The organism is Ciceribacter sp. L1K22 (genome assembly GCF_017599385.1).
Classification (GTDB): Bacteria; Pseudomonadota; Alphaproteobacteria; order Rhizobiales; family Rhizobiaceae; genus Allorhizobium.
Genome location: NZ_JAGFPK010000001.1, coordinates 1,218,868 through 1,233,204 on the forward strand (window position 1 = coordinate 1,218,868; position 14,337 = coordinate 1,233,204).

At 60.1% G+C, this 14,337-nt stretch carries 19 protein-coding genes; 9 read left to right on the plus strand and 10 right to left on the minus strand.

All coding sequences use genetic code 11. From position 1 onward, the window contains the following. Positions 1 to 20: 20 nt before the first annotated feature. From J5J09_RS06025 to J5J09_RS06035, 3 genes are all read right to left on the minus strand, one after another. Positions 21 to 524: a hypothetical protein gene (locus tag J5J09_RS06025; protein ID WP_208548777.1), complete on the minus strand. Its 504-nt coding sequence runs from the start codon at positions 522 to 524 to the stop codon at positions 21 to 23. A gap of 30 nt (positions 525 to 554) precedes the next feature. Then, positions 555 to 1,193: a hypothetical protein gene (locus J5J09_RS06030; RefSeq protein ID WP_208548778.1), complete on the minus strand. Its 639-nt coding sequence runs from the start codon at positions 1,191 to 1,193 to the stop codon at positions 555 to 557. A 409-nt stretch (positions 1,194 to 1,602) separates the two neighbouring features. Next, complete coding sequence (locus J5J09_RS06035) at positions 1,603 to 1,767, minus strand: hypothetical protein (protein WP_208548779.1); 165 nt, start codon at positions 1,765 to 1,767, stop codon at positions 1,603 to 1,605. A 259-nt stretch (positions 1,768 to 2,026) separates the two neighbouring features. Between J5J09_RS06035 and J5J09_RS06040 the strand changes: the two genes are divergently transcribed. Further along, positions 2,027 to 2,512 carry a hypothetical protein gene (locus J5J09_RS06040; RefSeq protein ID WP_208548780.1) on the plus strand — a complete coding sequence of 162 codons (486 nt, stop codon included), beginning with the start codon at positions 2,027 to 2,029 and terminating at the stop codon, positions 2,510 to 2,512. 161 nt (positions 2,513 to 2,673) lie between these two features. On the opposite strand, the gene J5J09_RS06045 is transcribed toward J5J09_RS06040, so the two are convergent. From J5J09_RS06045 to J5J09_RS06055, 3 genes are all read right to left on the minus strand, one after another. Further along, positions 2,674 to 3,471 (minus strand): SDR family oxidoreductase, encoded by a 798-nt coding sequence (locus J5J09_RS06045; protein WP_208548781.1) that lies wholly within the window; start codon positions 3,469 to 3,471, stop codon positions 2,674 to 2,676. A 156-nt stretch (positions 3,472 to 3,627) separates the two neighbouring features. Further along, positions 3,628 to 4,164: an SRPBCC family protein gene (locus J5J09_RS06050; protein ID WP_208548782.1), complete on the minus strand. Its 537-nt coding sequence runs from the start codon at positions 4,162 to 4,164 to the stop codon at positions 3,628 to 3,630. Then, positions 4,164 to 4,559, minus strand: coding sequence for a metalloregulator ArsR/SmtB family transcription factor (locus tag J5J09_RS06055; protein WP_208553131.1), 396 nt, complete (start codon positions 4,557 to 4,559; stop codon positions 4,164 to 4,166). Before J5J09_RS06055 ends, J5J09_RS06050 begins: the two co-directional genes overlap by 1 nt. 147 nt (positions 4,560 to 4,706) lie before the next feature. Between J5J09_RS06055 and J5J09_RS06060 the strand changes: the two genes are divergently transcribed. After that, positions 4,707 to 5,099 (plus strand): GFA family protein, encoded by a 393-nt coding sequence (locus tag J5J09_RS06060; protein ID WP_208548783.1) that lies wholly within the window; start codon positions 4,707 to 4,709, stop codon positions 5,097 to 5,099. A 6-nt stretch (positions 5,100 to 5,105) separates the two neighbouring features. On the opposite strand, the gene J5J09_RS06065 is transcribed toward J5J09_RS06060, so the two are convergent. Both J5J09_RS06065 and J5J09_RS06070 read right to left on the minus strand, forming a co-directional pair. Next, complete coding sequence (locus J5J09_RS06065) at positions 5,106 to 7,025, minus strand: glycosyl transferase (RefSeq protein WP_208548784.1); 1,920 nt, start codon at positions 7,023 to 7,025, stop codon at positions 5,106 to 5,108. A 78-nt stretch (positions 7,026 to 7,103) separates the two neighbouring features. Then, complete coding sequence (locus J5J09_RS06070) at positions 7,104 to 7,901, minus strand: type II CAAX endopeptidase family protein (protein WP_208548785.1); 798 nt, start codon at positions 7,899 to 7,901, stop codon at positions 7,104 to 7,106. 139 nt (positions 7,902 to 8,040) lie between these two features. Here J5J09_RS06070 and J5J09_RS06075 point away from each other — a divergent pair, with 139 nt between their 5' ends. Together J5J09_RS06075 and J5J09_RS06080 are read left to right on the plus strand one after the other, a co-directional pair. After that, the gene (locus tag J5J09_RS06075) at positions 8,041 to 8,886 is read left to right on the plus strand and encodes a metallophosphoesterase (RefSeq protein ID WP_208548786.1); all 846 of its coding nucleotides are present in this window, start codon (positions 8,041 to 8,043) and stop codon (positions 8,884 to 8,886) included. Positions 8,887 to 8,981: 95 nt separating this feature from the next. After that, the gene (locus tag J5J09_RS06080) at positions 8,982 to 9,776 is read left to right on the plus strand and encodes a class I SAM-dependent methyltransferase (RefSeq protein ID WP_208548787.1); all 795 of its coding nucleotides are present in this window, start codon (positions 8,982 to 8,984) and stop codon (positions 9,774 to 9,776) included. A gap of 24 nt (positions 9,777 to 9,800) precedes the next feature. Here the strand turns inward: J5J09_RS06080 and J5J09_RS06085 are convergent, their stop codons facing one another. Beyond that, complete coding sequence (locus J5J09_RS06085) at positions 9,801 to 10,490, minus strand: YafY family protein (RefSeq protein WP_208548788.1); 690 nt, start codon at positions 10,488 to 10,490, stop codon at positions 9,801 to 9,803. Positions 10,491 to 10,610: 120 nt separating this feature from the next. Between J5J09_RS06085 and J5J09_RS06090 the strand changes: the two genes are divergently transcribed. The 5 genes from J5J09_RS06090 (at position 10,611) to J5J09_RS06110 (ending at position 13,750) form a co-directional block, all read left to right on the plus strand. Then, the gene (locus J5J09_RS06090; RefSeq protein ID WP_208548789.1) at positions 10,611 to 11,249 is read left to right on the plus strand and encodes a LysE family translocator; all 639 of its coding nucleotides are present in this window, start codon (positions 10,611 to 10,613) and stop codon (positions 11,247 to 11,249) included. 151 nt (positions 11,250 to 11,400) lie between these two features. Beyond that, entirely contained in the window at positions 11,401 to 11,844 is a 444-nt protein-coding gene (locus J5J09_RS06095) for a cytochrome c (protein WP_208548790.1), read from the plus strand. 84 nt (positions 11,845 to 11,928) lie between these two features. Next, positions 11,929 to 12,846 (plus strand): cytochrome c, encoded by a 918-nt coding sequence (locus J5J09_RS06100; protein WP_208548791.1) that lies wholly within the window; start codon positions 11,929 to 11,931, stop codon positions 12,844 to 12,846. Between the two features lie 179 nt (positions 12,847 to 13,025). Further along, complete coding sequence (locus tag J5J09_RS06105) at positions 13,026 to 13,448, plus strand: VOC family protein (RefSeq protein WP_208548792.1); 423 nt, start codon at positions 13,026 to 13,028, stop codon at positions 13,446 to 13,448. A 77-nt stretch (positions 13,449 to 13,525) separates the two neighbouring features. After that, positions 13,526 to 13,750, plus strand: a complete 225-nt coding sequence (locus J5J09_RS06110; protein WP_208548793.1) for a hypothetical protein — start codon at positions 13,526 to 13,528, stop codon at positions 13,748 to 13,750. A 12-nt stretch (positions 13,751 to 13,762) separates the two neighbouring features. Here the strand turns inward: J5J09_RS06110 and J5J09_RS06115 are convergent, their stop codons facing one another. After that, positions 13,763 to 14,329 carry a DJ-1/PfpI family protein gene (locus J5J09_RS06115; RefSeq protein WP_208548794.1) on the minus strand — a complete coding sequence of 189 codons (567 nt, stop codon included), beginning with the start codon at positions 14,327 to 14,329 and terminating at the stop codon, positions 13,763 to 13,765. Positions 14,330 to 14,337: the final 8 nt, after the last annotated feature.

A 14,337-nucleotide genomic window follows, 5' to 3' on the forward strand; every position in this document is an offset into this window, starting at 1 on the left:
TATTCAGAAGCCCATCCTACCTACTTTAGGAATGAAAGGATTCTATCTCTGTTTGTTGGGCCATTGAGTTCGTGGCTTGACAGTGTCGTGATCACATCTTCGAGCCACTGGGAATGATTTTCATCGAAGGCAATGTCTTCCCTTAGCTCTACGGCGTCGGCCCACGTTTCCAGTTCGACATCTGTTAATTTTCTGGACAGATATCTTTGCAAGATATCCTCTACGTATTTCTTTCTAAGTATGAATGGTGACCCATGATAATCCCATTCAAATTTAGAAACCGCAATCAGCACGTCGTCCAGCGGCCGCTCTAGACGGGCCAATGCGCGTACGGCCGTGATCCGATCTCTGTCGTCAATCATCGAGTTCATCATCAGTTTGTGTGGGCGTTGCACGCGACGAGCCATCAGATCTAGGAGGGACTTCAGGCTTTTGGGGGTGGGTAGTGAAAGTTTATCTTTATCCGAGATAATGGCGGCGAAATCGACAGAATTGGTGCAAAGATATTCTCGCAATCGAATCAAGGAGTGTTACGTATCGGAACGATATTTTGACTATTCATCGCATCCGAGGATGGGCACCAAGTGCGTCATCAAAAATTGATAGATGTTTCCCTCTCCGAAGTCCACTTCGTTGGCCTTCAAGAACTCCTTGAAGTATTCACATATTTCATATTTTTCGCCAAATTTTTCATCGAATTTCGAAATTAATGTGGGGTCGCCGTACACTATCGTAAAGTTGCAATCGAGTTCCGTGAACATGGAGAGTCTTCCATCGGAGCTCGTCATGCCGCAGGGAAGGCCGCTGTTTTCTATTTTAGCATACACATAAAGCCAATCGCGTCGTGCAGAACTATAAGGAGCCCAGCACAAAGGCTCAAAAGTCTGCTCTTTTTCCACTGACTCAACCCAAAGATAGCAGCCACCTGAAAGATGCTCCTCAAAGAACTCATCGAATTCCTTTTCGGTCCATCTCCCTTTATGCTCTCCGCCGATGCCAAGGCTGCCACCTAACACACGAGCTGGGACACCTTGCAGAGGGGCCAATATTGATCGATCAGGGACTAAATGGTCGCCCATAGGAGTAAACGATAAATATTTAGATATATTGACCTCCGTGAACTCCGCTTCTTCGGATGTCAAGGGTCTCATTCCGTCTGGAATTTGCTTAAGTTCGAAACGAACATTCGCCATGATCAGGGCCTTAACTATTCCTTTTCCCTCAGTCTTTGACAAATCTATCCAGGAATCTCAGCATATCCATGCTGTCGAAAAAATTTCCGTCAGTTCCATTTACTGGCATTGTTAAAAAAGTGCCATCTTCGGTTTTTATTATTATTTCGCGGCTTTGTTTTGCCGACGGTAAATATATCGGAGTTACATTTTTATAGCGAAACGAATTTTTCGGTTCTCCTTTGCCCTAGGAAATTCCTTCGTCAAATATTAGGAGTATATCGTGGTTTGGCGCAGGGTTTTTATATGTGCCTATTAGTAAGCCATATTCCTGATGCGAGGGATGTAAAGTGGGGTCCCTACGGCTTCGTAGGGTTTTAGGTTCTTCAATATCCTGGTTGCGCGAATCCTGGCGTTCATCGTATTCCTCTCAGAGGGATAGGAAACTGGTCAATTCATGTGCCGCCGCCGGCGATGTCTTGGCAAAACTATCGCTGGCCGACGAGAGCATCACCTTGCCACTTGCGTCGTCGCCGAGGAAGACCTCAGCTTCGTCCGCCTCGTCACGCTGCTCCGACTGGAAAGCTCCGGACATCCTCACCGTCTGCTACCCGCCTTACGAACACTTGCCGCGAAAGGTGGCGACGTTTTCGGAATTTCTCGAGGCGTATGTGCTGGACAGGTGGAGAGTGGGGTGAGGGGGCGGGTTGTCGTTGAGGTCCATCGACGCGTGACAAACCTCGGGAAAGAAAAACATCGCAGTGAGCTGACGGGAACTGGAAAAAAGATAGTCAAGAAAACGGCGACGGCACCGACAACAATCATCAAGATAGCGCCCAGCGAAAGCCAAATACATGACATTGATTTCAGTTAGTTCGATGATCCGGGGTGAATTTCACAGCCCCTTAGCTCCGCGAAGTAGGTTGGAGGATTTAGGTAAATTCCTGGGCGTTCCGGAGCGTTGGGATTTTGGTATTGAAGACGAATTCATCTGTCAGCTTGGGTATAAAGACTTTGAAATCAGCTTACGCGCCCGCAACAACAAGGTCGAAATAGAGCGTATCTGGATCGAGCTTTGGGATTCTCTCAACGATGTCTTAATACCCAAAAAACGTATTCGACTGACGAGGCACCTGAAGGTTGATTTTGGAGTTTTCCTGCCCGGCCTTCCAATATCAAAGGCTAAGATGGAATTGGAAAAATTGGATATACGATATCAAGAGATTGACATCTTGCACGACTCTGAATTCAGAAAGGTCTTAAAGACATCGAAGAAATCCGAATTATACTTTTACAGCGACGACAACGAGCAATCTCTCATGGAAATCCATTTTCTTTAATGAGGAAACTTGCCCCCACTGGACAATATCAGTGCGCGACACCCAAGCAGCCGATGGCGAAAATTCGTGAATAGGTAAGGCGATACAAGTCAATCCCTCTATTGGAAGTCCGCCACCGGTCCCGTCGTGCGCGGATCTATCGGTGCCGAAGCGCCTCCCCCTCAATCCATCGTCGCCCCCGCCGTCAGGTTCACCGTCGTGCCGGTCATGGTGCGGGCGGCGGGAGAAGCGAGGAAAAGGGCTGTTTCGGCCACCTCCGTGAGTGTCGGCAGGCGGTTCAGCAGCGTGGTGTCGGCCATCCCGGTCATGAATTGGTCGAGGGTTATCCCCATCTCGCGCGTCTTCCGGTAGAACAGGTGCCCGGTGTAGGACCCGGCCTCGGGCGCGTCGCTGATGCCGTGCGGGCGGATGCAGACGGCGCGGATGTTGCGGGGCCCGAGATCGGCGGCAAGGCAGCGCGTCAGGCTCTCGATGCCGGCGCAGGAGACGACGTGCCCCATGTGGCCGGCAAGCATCATGCGTCCCGCCGGCGCCGTCAGCGACAGGATCACGCCCCCGCGTTCGCCGCCCATATGCGGTGTCACCGCCTTCGCCGTATTGAACAGCGAGCGCAGGAATCGGTCGATCGGCTCCATGAAGTCCGCGAGGCTCAGCGTATCAATCAGGCTCCCCTGGTCATGCATGAAGCTCGTGGCGTTGACGGCGATGTCGATGCCGCCCTCCGCCTTGGCGACGGAGGCGGCATGGCTGGCGACCGCGGTGTCGTCCAGCACATCCACGGCGGCGGTTTCGACTACCCCGCCGCCATTGCGAAGACGCTCTGCCGCGCTGGCAAGACGATCCGGATTACGGCCCACGAGATACACTTTCGCTCCTTCGCGCAGGAAGGTTCCGGCGATGGCGGAGCCGATGGCGCCGCTGCCGCCGTGGATCACGGCGGTCTTTCCCTTGAGAATCATGGGGATGTCCTTTGAAAGAAAGTCGGAGCGACGCGTGCGGCACCGATCGGGCGGAACGATCTCGTCCGCGCCACGCCGTCCGATGGGGGGGTGGGTGAAATGCAATGCGCCGGCAGCCGCCTTGAGCTTGGCGACCACGGGCTTCAGGTGTCTGGCTTAAACCGGCAGCCGCCGGTCGTACTCGTCGCGCAGCCTTGTCCAGCCGGCCCAGAAGTTCTGGGTCGGTTTGCGGCCGGAGGCGACGGCAACGAGGATGTCGAGATGCATGTGCCAGCCGGCGCCGACCATCAGGATATTGGCGCGGTCGGAAATGCGGCGATGGATCACGGTCAGCAGCACCTCCTTGCCCATCGGTTCGAGATCGAACGTGACCTCGCCGCGCTCGCCCCAGGTGAAGGTCAGCCTGTGCGGCGGATCGGCCTCGACGATCGTGCTCGTCATCCGCATTTCCTCGGAAAAGCCATCGGGGCGGACACCCGCTATGTCGGTCAGCTCGTCATTGCGCCAGACGAGTTCGAAGCCGGAGCCTTTCGTCATCGCCATGGTGCCCCAGGCGAGCCACTTGGCGCGCAGGTCGCTGTCGGTGAGATAGGCCCAGATGCGCTCCACCGGGCCGGGCAGCATGCGCTCGATCTTGAGCGTGGCGGGTTCGATCAGCGCGCCATAGGCGTCCATCGTCGAAAGGTCAGTCATCATAACTCTCCTTCTTGGGGTTTGTCGGGCTTCGGTTTAGCAGGGGTTTCTCTAGCTGCGGTGCGCGCGTCCTCGTCGCGCAAAAGATCCTCGAGGACATCAAGACGATCGGTCCAGAAGCGCTTGTACCAGGCGAGCCATTCATGGGCGTGCGCCAGCGGTCCCGGTTCCAGCCGGCAGACATGGGTCCGCCCGCGAACGTCGCGGCGGATCAGCCCGGCGCCCTCCAGCACCTTGATGTGCTTGGAGGCGGCGGCAAGCGACATGGCGTGTGGCGCCGCCAGTTCGCTGACGGTGCGCTCACCATCGGCGAGTTGGCCCAGCATCCGGCGGCGCGTGGCGTCGCCGAGGGCGTGAAAAACGGTGTCGAGTTCGGGTGTCATTAATTCAACCATGTAGTTGAATATAGCAGGCAAAGAAATTTAGTCAACCGTATGGTTGAATATCGACTGCGGGCCTAGAAACATGCGGCGCAAGCCGTTGCATCGGCGGCGTCAAAAGGTGTAGCCCTTGGACCTGTCCAGTCAGGAGGAGGCGAAAGCATGGACCGTTTCACCGGCGGATGCCTGTGTGGCAATCTTCGTTTCGTGGCGTCAGGTCGCCCCTACAGGGTCGGCACCTGCCACTGCCTCGACTGCCGCAAGAACCACGGCGCTCTCTTCCATGCTTCCGCGATCTTCCCGGAGGATGCGGTAACGGTCGAAGGCGAGGCGCGCGACTATAAAGGGCGCTTCTTCTGCCCCACCTGCGGCTCTCCCGTCTACGCCCATTTCGGCGACGAGATCGGCATCAATCTCGGTTCGTTCGACGATGTCGATCAGTTCAAGCCGACCTATGAGCTCTGGACCATCCGCCGCGAATCCTGGCTGCCGCCGTTTCCCGGCATGAAGCACTACGAGCGCGACCGTGAAAGCGAAGGGCGAACCGAGGACTAACGGGGTTTACAGTGAGCCGAAGGCTTCCGTCCTTGGCGGCAGCGCCGGCACATCGAAATGGTCCGGTTCCAGCCCCGCTTTCGCCCGCTCCGCCATCATCTCATAGGCGGTTTCGAGGTGGCGGCAGAAGCGTTCGGAATCGAACAGCGGCTGCAAGAACCGGTTGTCGATCAGCCGCTTCCGAATGCCCGCCATCCGGTCCCGGTCGTTGCCGAGCGCAATGGCGAGATCGACATAGGCCTTGTCGTTGTCGGCCACCAGATCCGGCAGGCCGGCGGCGTTCAGCAGGCTTTCGCTAACACGCGAGGCGAAGTTCGTGCCCTTGTAGGTCAGCACCGGCAGGCCGCTCCACAGCGCTTCCGAGGTGGTGGTATGGCCGTTGCAGGGATAGGCGTCGAGCATCAGGTCGGCGGTCGCCATGCGGGCAATGTGCATCTCGTAGACGATGGTGGGCGCGAAGATAATGCGGACCGGATCGACCCCCCGTTCGGCGAAGGCCTTCGCAAGATTGGCGCGTTGCTTCTCGTAGGGCGCCATCAGCCAGAACACGCTATCAGGCGCACCCTTCAGGATGCGCGACCAGAGATCCACCATATGGCTGGTGATCTTCCGCACGCCGTTGAACGAGGAGTAGACGAACGGCCCCTCCGGCAGCTGCGCCAGCGTCCGCGACACATGACGCGGCGGCGGGCGGCTCACGGGGTCGTTCGGCTGGTAGCTCTCGGGCATCCGGCAGAATTTCTCGAGATAATGGGGCGCCGAACTCTCCGGCAGCACGAAGCGGTCGCCGATCGCATAGTCGATATCGACATTGGTGACGGCGCCCGGAAAGCCGAGCCAGGTCACCTGCACCGGCGCCAGCCCGAGGTTTAGCAGGCGGCTGCGATTGTCCTTGTTGTGGCCCTTGAGGTCGACAAGGATGTCGATGTTGCGGGCCCGGATCGTCTCGGCTGCCTCACCGTCAGAGAGGTGAGTGACTGTGACGATGTCACCCCAGACGCTGCGGTCGAAACCGCTTTCGGCGATCTTCTGCGGTGGCGTATGGCAGAACAGCGTCACCTCGAACCGCTCCCGGTCGTGCCGCTTCAACACGTCCTGCAGGAGCTTCATCGTCGCGTGGCCGGGCCAGAAATCGGCCGAGAGATAGCCGATCCTGAGCTTGTCGTCCCGCCATGTGTGCGCCATCTGCCGGCGCCGCGCCCGCTCTTCCCCTGTAAAAGCGGGCGTCGTCGCCATGGCGTGCTTGTTCTGCTTCTCGTTGCCGCACCAGAACACGTTGGAAAGCGGCTGTTCCTGGTTGAGAACCTTCAGGTTGCCGCGCTTCAATTCAGCCTCGATCGGCGCGAAGTTCTTGCGCATGCCCTCGAAGTCGCAGCGATCGCGCAGGATCATCTGCAGGTGGAAGCGCAAGTCGTTGCGGTGCGGGAAGTGTTTCAGCACGGCGCGCGCCGTGCGCTCGTCATCCGCGTTCTCCATGTCGCCGGTCATGAAATGCAGCGAGAACAGCACATGGCGCGGATCGGCGCTGTCGATCAGCGCGCCGCGCAAGGGAGCCACGATCTGCTTTTGCCCGCGCTTGACGAAAATCGAGGCGAGCACGAAGGCCACCTCGGCATCCTCCTTGGCGACGCCCATGAAGGTTTTGGCGACAAGCAGCGCCTTGTCGTCCTCGCCGGCCTCGAGAAAGAGGTTCATCGCCTTGCGCAGAAAGCCGTCGGCCTGTTCCGGCTCGACTTTGGCGGCGTTCTGGTAGGCGGTCGCCGCTTCCGCCTTCATGCCGACCCCGACAAGCGTCTTTGCGAGCAGATCGAACGTCTTGCCGTCCTGCTGTACGCCGAGCAACTGGTTCAGCGCCTCAAGCGCGCCCATGTAATCGCGCTTTTGATAGTGCTTCGAGGCGGCGCTGAAAATGGTTTCGGCGTTCATGATGGCGTCTCCACGGCATGCAAAATCCCGGAGCGGCAGCCCCGATTCCGTGTCGCAGGCTAACGGCCGAAACTTGTTTCAGGCTGCCGGCTGGGGCACGGCTCGGCTCGAGACGTCCGACATCCAGCCGAAATCCCGCTCGATACCCCGCATCAGGTAGATGCCGTATCCGAGCAGCGGTAGGATCATCAGCGCCGGTGCGATCAGCGTTGCCGGCGTGATCGTCACCGTTTCATTCACGCCGTCGCTCGCATGCACGAGCATGAAGAGGGAGAAGTTCCAAAGCGTGTGCAGCACGATCATCGGATAGACCGACTGCGTCCTGACCCTGATGACGTTGAACAGCAGCCCGCTCATGAAGGCGGCGACCGCTTGCGCGATTGCCACGTCCAGTTGACCGGTGGCAAACGTGTTGAGCGTGTGGATAAGACCGAAGGTCGCGGAGGTGAAGAAGATCGCCGGCAGCACCCGCATCGCCGACAGTGCCCCGCGGAAAAGAATGCCGCGAAACATCACCTCTTCGGAAAAGCCGACGAAGGCGCAGTTGATAAACACGATGGCCATCGTTGCGACGGGCGGAAGCCCAAGCGTGGTCGAAATCGCGAGGATTGCGACGATGTAGAGGGAAGGCAGCCACGTGACCAGCACGGATCGCGGCGGCTTCGGCCACTGAAGCCCAAGCCTGTCCCATTTCAGCAGCGCCAGCACGATCAGCAGGAAGATCGACGCGGCAATGATGCCATCCACCAGTCCCTCGCTGATCAGCACCGCCTGGTTGGCTGCCTGTCGGGGTCTGATAAAGCCCACGACGAGCGTCACGCCCATCCAGAGCGGCAGGATTGCGAGTGCGATCCAGAATTTGCGGTATTTCTTCATCGGGCGTCCGTTGCGAGTCTCGTCGTTGCACTGCACATTAATCGACGGAACCGGGAAGGGAAGCGCCCGCCGCCGTCACGAACCTGTCACAGGAGGCCGTTATCTCCGCCGCCATGTCTCGCCCGCCCGAATGCAATTCATGACCGCGCAATCCGTTCCGCAACTTCGCTTCGGCGTGATCGCCGATCCCCAGTATGCGCCCGTCGCGCCAAACCTTGCGCATGACAGGTATTACGCCAACAGCCTCGACAAACTCCGCGACGCGCTGTCCTTCTTCGAGCATGAGGACCTGGATTTCATCGTCACGCTCGGCGACCTGATCGACCACGGCTTCGAGAATTTCGATCCGGTGCTCGACGTCTATGCCGCATCGAGGCACGACTGCATCTTTCTCCCCGGCAATCATGATTTCGCGGTCGCGGCGGACCGCCTGGGCGCGGTGCATGGAAAGCTTTCCATGCCCGCGCCCTGGTACGATCGCGAGATCAAGGGCGTGCGCCTCATCGTCATCGATGGCAACGAGGTCTCGCTCTTCGCGCCGCCGCTTCAGGACCCGCGCCGGCTCGAGGCCGCCAGGCGGCTTAAGGCGTTGACGGATACCGGCGCACCCAACGCGATGGTCTGGAATTCAGGCATGTCGGAGACCCAGATCGCCTGGCTGGAGGGCCGCTTGCGCGCCGCCGAGGCCGCAGGCGAGCGGGCGGTCGTGCTCGGTCACTATCCTCTGCATCCCTTCACCGATCACAGCCTCTGGGATGCGCCTCGCGTGGCCGAAATCATCGCCAATTCACCGGCGGCTGTCGCCTATCTCTGCGGCCACTACCACCATGGCAATTACGGCGAACTGAACGGCACCCATTTCGTCAACTTCAAGGGCATGGTCGACACCGAAGACCGGAATGCCTTCGCCATCGTCTCGCTGTTTGCCGACCGGATTGAGGTTCAGGGTTTCGGCCGCGAGCTGGACCGTATGCTTACGCTTTAACCTTAATCTCTGAATTTCCACGGTTTTTCTGTGGAGAAAAATGACTTCCGTCAATGCTTGCCCTATGTCTAACGAAAGTTTAACGGGCAACGCACATGCACAAGATGGAAGAAATCAACCGCCGGACCTGGACCAGTCCGATCGAGCGGCGGCAATACCGGGCGGGTAACTTCTACCTAAACGAGGGCGAGCGGACCGTGATGGAACTCGGGCTCCAGCAGGCCCGCGGTGGACGTTTCCTCGATATCGGCGTTGGCGGCGGCCGCACCACCGGGCTTCTGCGCTCGCATGCCGGCGAGTACTACGGGATCGACTATACCCCCGAAATGATTGACCTGGCCCGCCAGAACCATCCGGGCGTACGCTTCGACACGATGGATGCGCGGGATCTATCCGCGTTTTCCGACAATTATTTCGATCTCGCGGTGTTTTCGTTCAACGGCATCGACTCCGTCGATGCGGAAGGGCGTTTGAAGGTGCTGGCGGAGGTCTCCCGCGTCCTGCGGCCGGGTGGCGCTTTCGCGTTCTCCACCTTCAATCGCGATTGGCACGGCTTCGATGACAATCATCGCGCCCGGGCGACCGTCATCTGGACCGCCAATCCCGTCAAGCTCGGCTTCCGGCTGCTGATGCACGGCGTCGGCATGCTGCGCCGCCGCCAATATCTTCGCTTCGAGGAGCGCGGCAACGACAAGGCCATCCTGCTCCATCCGGCTCATAATTTCGGCATCATGGTTCACACCACGACGCCGGGCCAGATGCGCGCCCAGCTTGTCGCGCATGGTTTCGATGGCGAGGTTCGTTTCTTCTCGATGGAGGGGCAGCCGATCGACGACCCGGCGCCGAAGCACGTCGAATGCTTCCACGTCTTCGCGGTCAAGAAGGCCTGAGGGTCAGGATTTCAGCGCGCCAGGTCACGCTGGCGGCTTGTCCCAGCTGTCGACCCAAAGACGCCGCAGCCTGTCGCCGTCGCCGCGGAAGCGGCGTTCGGTCGACGTCAGCGTCATGATCCGGTCTGTCCGGAAGTTGCGGATCGCGGCGCGCAGCTCGCACCAGCCGACCAGCGTCATCCAGCCGGAATAGTAGATCAGCGCGATGGGCCGCACACCGCGCTCCGTTTCCTGTCCATCTTCGCTACGATAGCGCATGTCGAGCACCTGCTCGTCCCGGATCGCCCGCCGGAGCATCGCCATGTCAGCGCCTTCCGGCGCCGGCGCCGGCTGGCCCCAGGCGTAGAGCGGCGCGGAAAACAGGTCGTGCCGGAGCGGATCGGGCACGGCGGATGCGATCTTGCCCCGTACTCTGAGGGCTGCGTGCTTAAGATCGGCATCGCCCGTCCGGTCGAGAAGGGCGAGCCCGAGCAGGATCGCTTCAGCCTCCTCATGCTCGAACATCAGCGGCGGCAGGTCGAAGCCCGGCCGGAGAATATAGCCGAGGCCGCGCTCGCCCTCGATCGGCACGCGCATCGCCTGGAGCGCGGCGATGTCGCGATAGATCGACCGCACCGTCACTTCCAGTTTCTCGGCGATCTCCGATGCGGTCACGACGCGGCGCGACAACTTGAGAATCTGGATGATCTCGAACAGCCGAGAGGCCTTCCGCATCTACTCTCCCATCGCAACTGACACAATGCTGTCAGTTGGTCTCCGCTAGTCAGTATTCCAACGATTTGATTTTCCGCCGAAAACGTTCAGGCGGATCACGCTTTCTGAGGATATACTGACATGACCTATGCCGATAGTCTCTGGCTTTTCCTGCTGCTCGTCGCCGGCATCATCATTGTGCCCGGCATGGACATGCTCTACGTGCTCGCCAATGGCCTGACGGGTGGGCGAAAGAGCGGCCTCGTCGCCACGTCGGGCATGGTGGCCGGCGGCGTGGTCCATTCGCTCTACGGCACCGTCGGCACTGGCCTTCTGGTGGCGCTGGCACCGAAACTCTTCCTGCCGCTGCTCATTGGCGGGGCGATCTACATGTGCTGGATCGGCTACACGCTGATCCGGAGTTCCATCACCGTCGATACCGTAGAGGGGGCGTCCGCCGTTCCGCTCCCCACCGTCTTCCGTCGCGCAGTGCTGACCTGCCTAATGAATCCCAAGGCCTACCTCTTCGTCATCGCAGTCTACCCGCAGTTTGTGCGCCCGGAATACGGTCCGCTCTGGCGGCAGGGCCTCGCCCTTGGCGCGATGACCGCGCTGACGCAAACCATTGTCTATGGCGCGGTCGCCCTGGCGGCCGGGAGGGCAAGGGGTCTGCTGGTCGGAAATCCGGCCGCGACGATCTGGACAGGTCGCGTTGTCGGGCTCCTGCTGATCCTCGTCGCCCTTTTGACGGCGTTCGAGGGGCTGCGCGGCTCGGTGTGACATAGCGACAAAAAATGATTGATATCAATACCATCTCTGGTTCCGCAGACTTCACCGCATTGTGACTTCAAACCGCCCCGTCCTTGTTGCAATCATCGAAAGTCACTGTCTCCCAACCGCCGGCGCGCCGGCCCTATCCCTGGAGTCCTCGATGAAGTTGAAACTCGTGTTTGCCGCCGCCACTGCCCTCTGTCTTGGCATCGGCGCCGCAATCGCCGCCGACGAGCCGCAGGTCGTGCGTCAGGAGATGATGAAGAAGGTCGGTGGCGCCATGGGCGCGATCGGGGCGATCGCCAAGGGCGAGAAGCCCTTCGACGCCGAGGTCATCAAGGCCTCGCTCGAAACCATGGCCGAGGTCGGCAAGACCTTCCCGGACCAGTTCCCGGCCGGCTCGGAAACAGGCATGGACAGCGAAGCGGCACCCGCGATCTGGGCCAACATGGAAGACTTCAAGGCCAAGGCTGCCGCTCTTGTGACCGCCGCCGAAGGGCAGCTTGCCCAGCTTCCGACCGACCAGGCCGGTGTCGGCGCCGTTATGAAGGCTGTCGGCAGCACCTGCGGCGCCTGCCACGAAACCTATCGTCTCAAGAAGTGACAACTTGTCCGCCGGTGATCTCTTGGGGTCACCGGTCTGATATCGCCGGGCCTGGTGCCCGGCGTCTTGCGTTTGGAGGACGGCATGGCTGTCAAATGGATCAGGGGTCTCGTGGCGGTGGCGGCGCTTGGCGTCGTCGGCGGCGGAATTTTTGTGACGGTAACGGCGCCCGAGCGTCAGCCGGCCGAACACTGGGCCAATCTCGGAGAACCCGACCTCGAAAACGGCCGACGCGTCTTTTTCGCGGGTGGTTGCGCGTCCTGTCATGCCCCCTCGGGTGCGGAAGGTGAGGCACGCCTCATCCTGTCCGGCGGGGCGCCGCTGACAAGTCCATTCGGTACCTTCCATGCGCCAAACATTTCGCCGGACCCGCAAGCCGGGATCGGCGCGTGGACGCTGGCGGAGTTCGGCGATGCGATGACCCGCGGCGTTGGTCGCGAGGGAGAACATCTCTATCCGTCTTTTCCCTACAATTCCTATTCGCGCATGAGCCCGAAGGACGTCAACGACCTGTTCGGTTTCCTGAAGACGCTGCCCGCAAGCGATGCGGTTGCTCCCGCGCATGAATTGCCGTTCCCCTTCAACATCCGTCTCGCGCTGGGCGGATGGAAGCTCCTCTACTTTTCCGACGAGCCCCATGTCGACCTCGCCAATGCCGACGAAAAGGTGCGGCGTGGCCAGTACCTCGTTGAAGGCCTTGGACACTGCGGCGAGTGCCACACGCCGCGCAACGCCATCGGCGGATTTCAGGTCGGGCGCTGGCTCGCCGGCGGACCAAACCCGGAAGGTGAGGGAACCATTCCCGACATAACCCCCGGATCGCAAAGCATCGGCTCCTGGAGCGAGAGCGATATCGCCAGCTACCTCGAAACCGGTTTCACCCCCGACTATGATAGCGTTGGAGGCTCCATGGTCGCCGTGCAGAAGAACATGGCAGAACTCCCGTCCTCCGACAGGGAGGCCATTGCCGCCTATCTGAAGGCGATACCGGCCGTGGAGTGAACGTTGTTGACGCACATAGGCGCTATTGTTTAACCTCGTGGGCGTGTCTGAAACGGTTAGGGCGGCACCTGGTTAGTCCTCCCGCCTTCCAACTGGAAGGTACCGACGAGTGTTCTAGGCTCGTCCCCTGACGTGAAACCGCTGCGCGGTGCGGCGGTCGACGTTAAGGGTATGGCCAAATGCAGCAACAGATTTCCGTCATCACGCTTGCCACCACCGATATGGAGTGCTCGCGCCGGTTTTATGCCGAGGGCTTCGGCTGGAAAACGGTGTTCGAGAACGAGTTCATCCATTTCTACCAGATGAACGGGCTGGTTCTCGGACTTTTCCGGGAGGACATGATGCTGGAGGATAGTGGTCGCGCCGCCTTCTCCCGGTCCGGCGGCTACGCGCTGGCGCACAATGTCCCATTGGCGGAAGACGTCGCGCCGCTGATGGAGCGCCTCGTCGCCGCTGGCGGGCGCATCATCCAGCCGGCCTCTGCGCCGCCGCATGGCGGCATGCGCGGTTATGTGGTCGACCCGGACGACCACGCCTGGGAAATCGCCTGGAACCCCGCGTGGCACATCGACCAACAAGGTCACGTCACCTTCGGCCTCTGATTGTCCTTCGGCGCCTGACCAGCCTCGGGCAAGTCGCCCGGGGCATGATGGCAAGGAAAAATGGGGTGGAGACTATGATGAGCCTTGAACGCAGGCGTATGGAGACGGCGCTCCGATCCCTGCTGGACAATCATCCGGATCCGGCGTTGCACGTCTGGGTCAACGAAACCATCCGCGCTTTCGAAACACGCCTCAAGGCCATTGTTGATCCGCGCGAGCGTGACGAGGCCCAGCGCGCTGCTCTCGTGCTGATCAAGGCCACCTTGCAGCAATGGTCGGAAAACCCGCCGCTGAGGCACTGAGCGGCGCTGCCTTCAGTGATGCTCCGCCGCGAAGCCGGAGAGCTCCGCTTCCGCCTCCGGCGTCCAGAGATCGAGCGCCTTCAGAACTTCCATGGCGAACGTATCCGGCGCAGACCCTGCCGCGGTCACGATGCCCCGGTCGAGAACGGCCTGCGGCTGGTTCCGATAAAGCGCACTGCCCCGATAGGCCTGATATCGCTGATGTGATACAAGCGAATTACCGGTATGCGCGACGTCGTCAAGTACGCCCGCCGCTGCAAGTGCGCTCGCTGCGGCACAGATGCCGGCCAGCACCTTGTTCTCGCTTCGGAACGCCTTCGCCATATCCGTAAAGTCGAAGGCCTCACCCTTCTCCCACGCATAGCCGCCGGGGATGACGAGCGCATCGAAGCGCTCCGGCGTAATCTCCGCAAAGCAAATGTCCGGCGTCACCTTCAGCCCGCCCATGGAGATCACCGGTTTGCCGTCCGGCGAGGCGGTCAGCACCTGGCAGCCAAGATAATAGCGGGCCGCGGCCATGAGCAGGGCGGGCTCCCAGTCGGCGAAATCGTTTTGCAATGCGACGACGATACGGGTCATGTCCGGTC

Bases quoted from the DNA above. Each gene is read 5' to 3' on its own strand.
- J5J09_RS06030 (WP_208548778.1), bottom strand. From the start codon at position 1,193: ATGGCGAATGTTCGTTTCGAACTTAAGCAAATTCCAGACGGAATGAGA.
- J5J09_RS06035 (WP_208548779.1), bottom strand. From the start codon at position 1,767: ATGTCCGGAGCTTTCCAGTCGGAGCAGCGTGACGAGGCGGACGAAGCT.
- J5J09_RS06040 (WP_208548780.1), top strand. From the start codon at position 2,027: ATGACATTGATTTCAGTTAGTTCGATGATCCGGGGTGAATTTCACAGC.
- J5J09_RS06045 (WP_208548781.1), bottom strand. From the start codon at position 3,471: ATGATTCTCAAGGGAAAGACCGCCGTGATCCACGGCGGCAGCGGCGCC.
- J5J09_RS06050 (WP_208548782.1), bottom strand. From the start codon at position 4,164: ATGACTGACCTTTCGACGATGGACGCCTATGGCGCGCTGATCGAACCC.
- J5J09_RS06055 (WP_208553131.1), bottom strand. From the start codon at position 4,559: ATGGTTGAATTAATGACACCCGAACTCGACACCGTTTTTCACGCCCTC.
- J5J09_RS06060 (WP_208548783.1), top strand. From the start codon at position 4,707: ATGGACCGTTTCACCGGCGGATGCCTGTGTGGCAATCTTCGTTTCGTG.
- J5J09_RS06065 (WP_208548784.1), bottom strand. From the start codon at position 7,025: ATGAACGCCGAAACCATTTTCAGCGCCGCCTCGAAGCACTATCAAAAG.
- J5J09_RS06070 (WP_208548785.1), bottom strand. From the start codon at position 7,901: ATGAAGAAATACCGCAAATTCTGGATCGCACTCGCAATCCTGCCGCTC.
- J5J09_RS06075 (WP_208548786.1), top strand. From the start codon at position 8,041: ATGACCGCGCAATCCGTTCCGCAACTTCGCTTCGGCGTGATCGCCGAT.
- J5J09_RS06080 (WP_208548787.1), top strand. From the start codon at position 8,982: ATGCACAAGATGGAAGAAATCAACCGCCGGACCTGGACCAGTCCGATC.
- J5J09_RS06085 (WP_208548788.1), bottom strand. From the start codon at position 10,490: ATGCGGAAGGCCTCTCGGCTGTTCGAGATCATCCAGATTCTCAAGTTG.
- J5J09_RS06090 (WP_208548789.1), top strand. From the start codon at position 10,611: ATGACCTATGCCGATAGTCTCTGGCTTTTCCTGCTGCTCGTCGCCGGC.
- J5J09_RS06095 (WP_208548790.1), top strand. From the start codon at position 11,401: ATGAAGTTGAAACTCGTGTTTGCCGCCGCCACTGCCCTCTGTCTTGGC.
- J5J09_RS06100 (WP_208548791.1), top strand. From the start codon at position 11,929: ATGGCTGTCAAATGGATCAGGGGTCTCGTGGCGGTGGCGGCGCTTGGC.
- J5J09_RS06105 (WP_208548792.1), top strand. From the start codon at position 13,026: ATGCAGCAACAGATTTCCGTCATCACGCTTGCCACCACCGATATGGAG.
- J5J09_RS06110 (WP_208548793.1), top strand. From the start codon at position 13,526: ATGAGCCTTGAACGCAGGCGTATGGAGACGGCGCTCCGATCCCTGCTG.
- J5J09_RS06115 (WP_208548794.1), bottom strand. From the start codon at position 14,329: ATGACCCGTATCGTCGTCGCATTGCAAAACGATTTCGCCGACTGGGAG.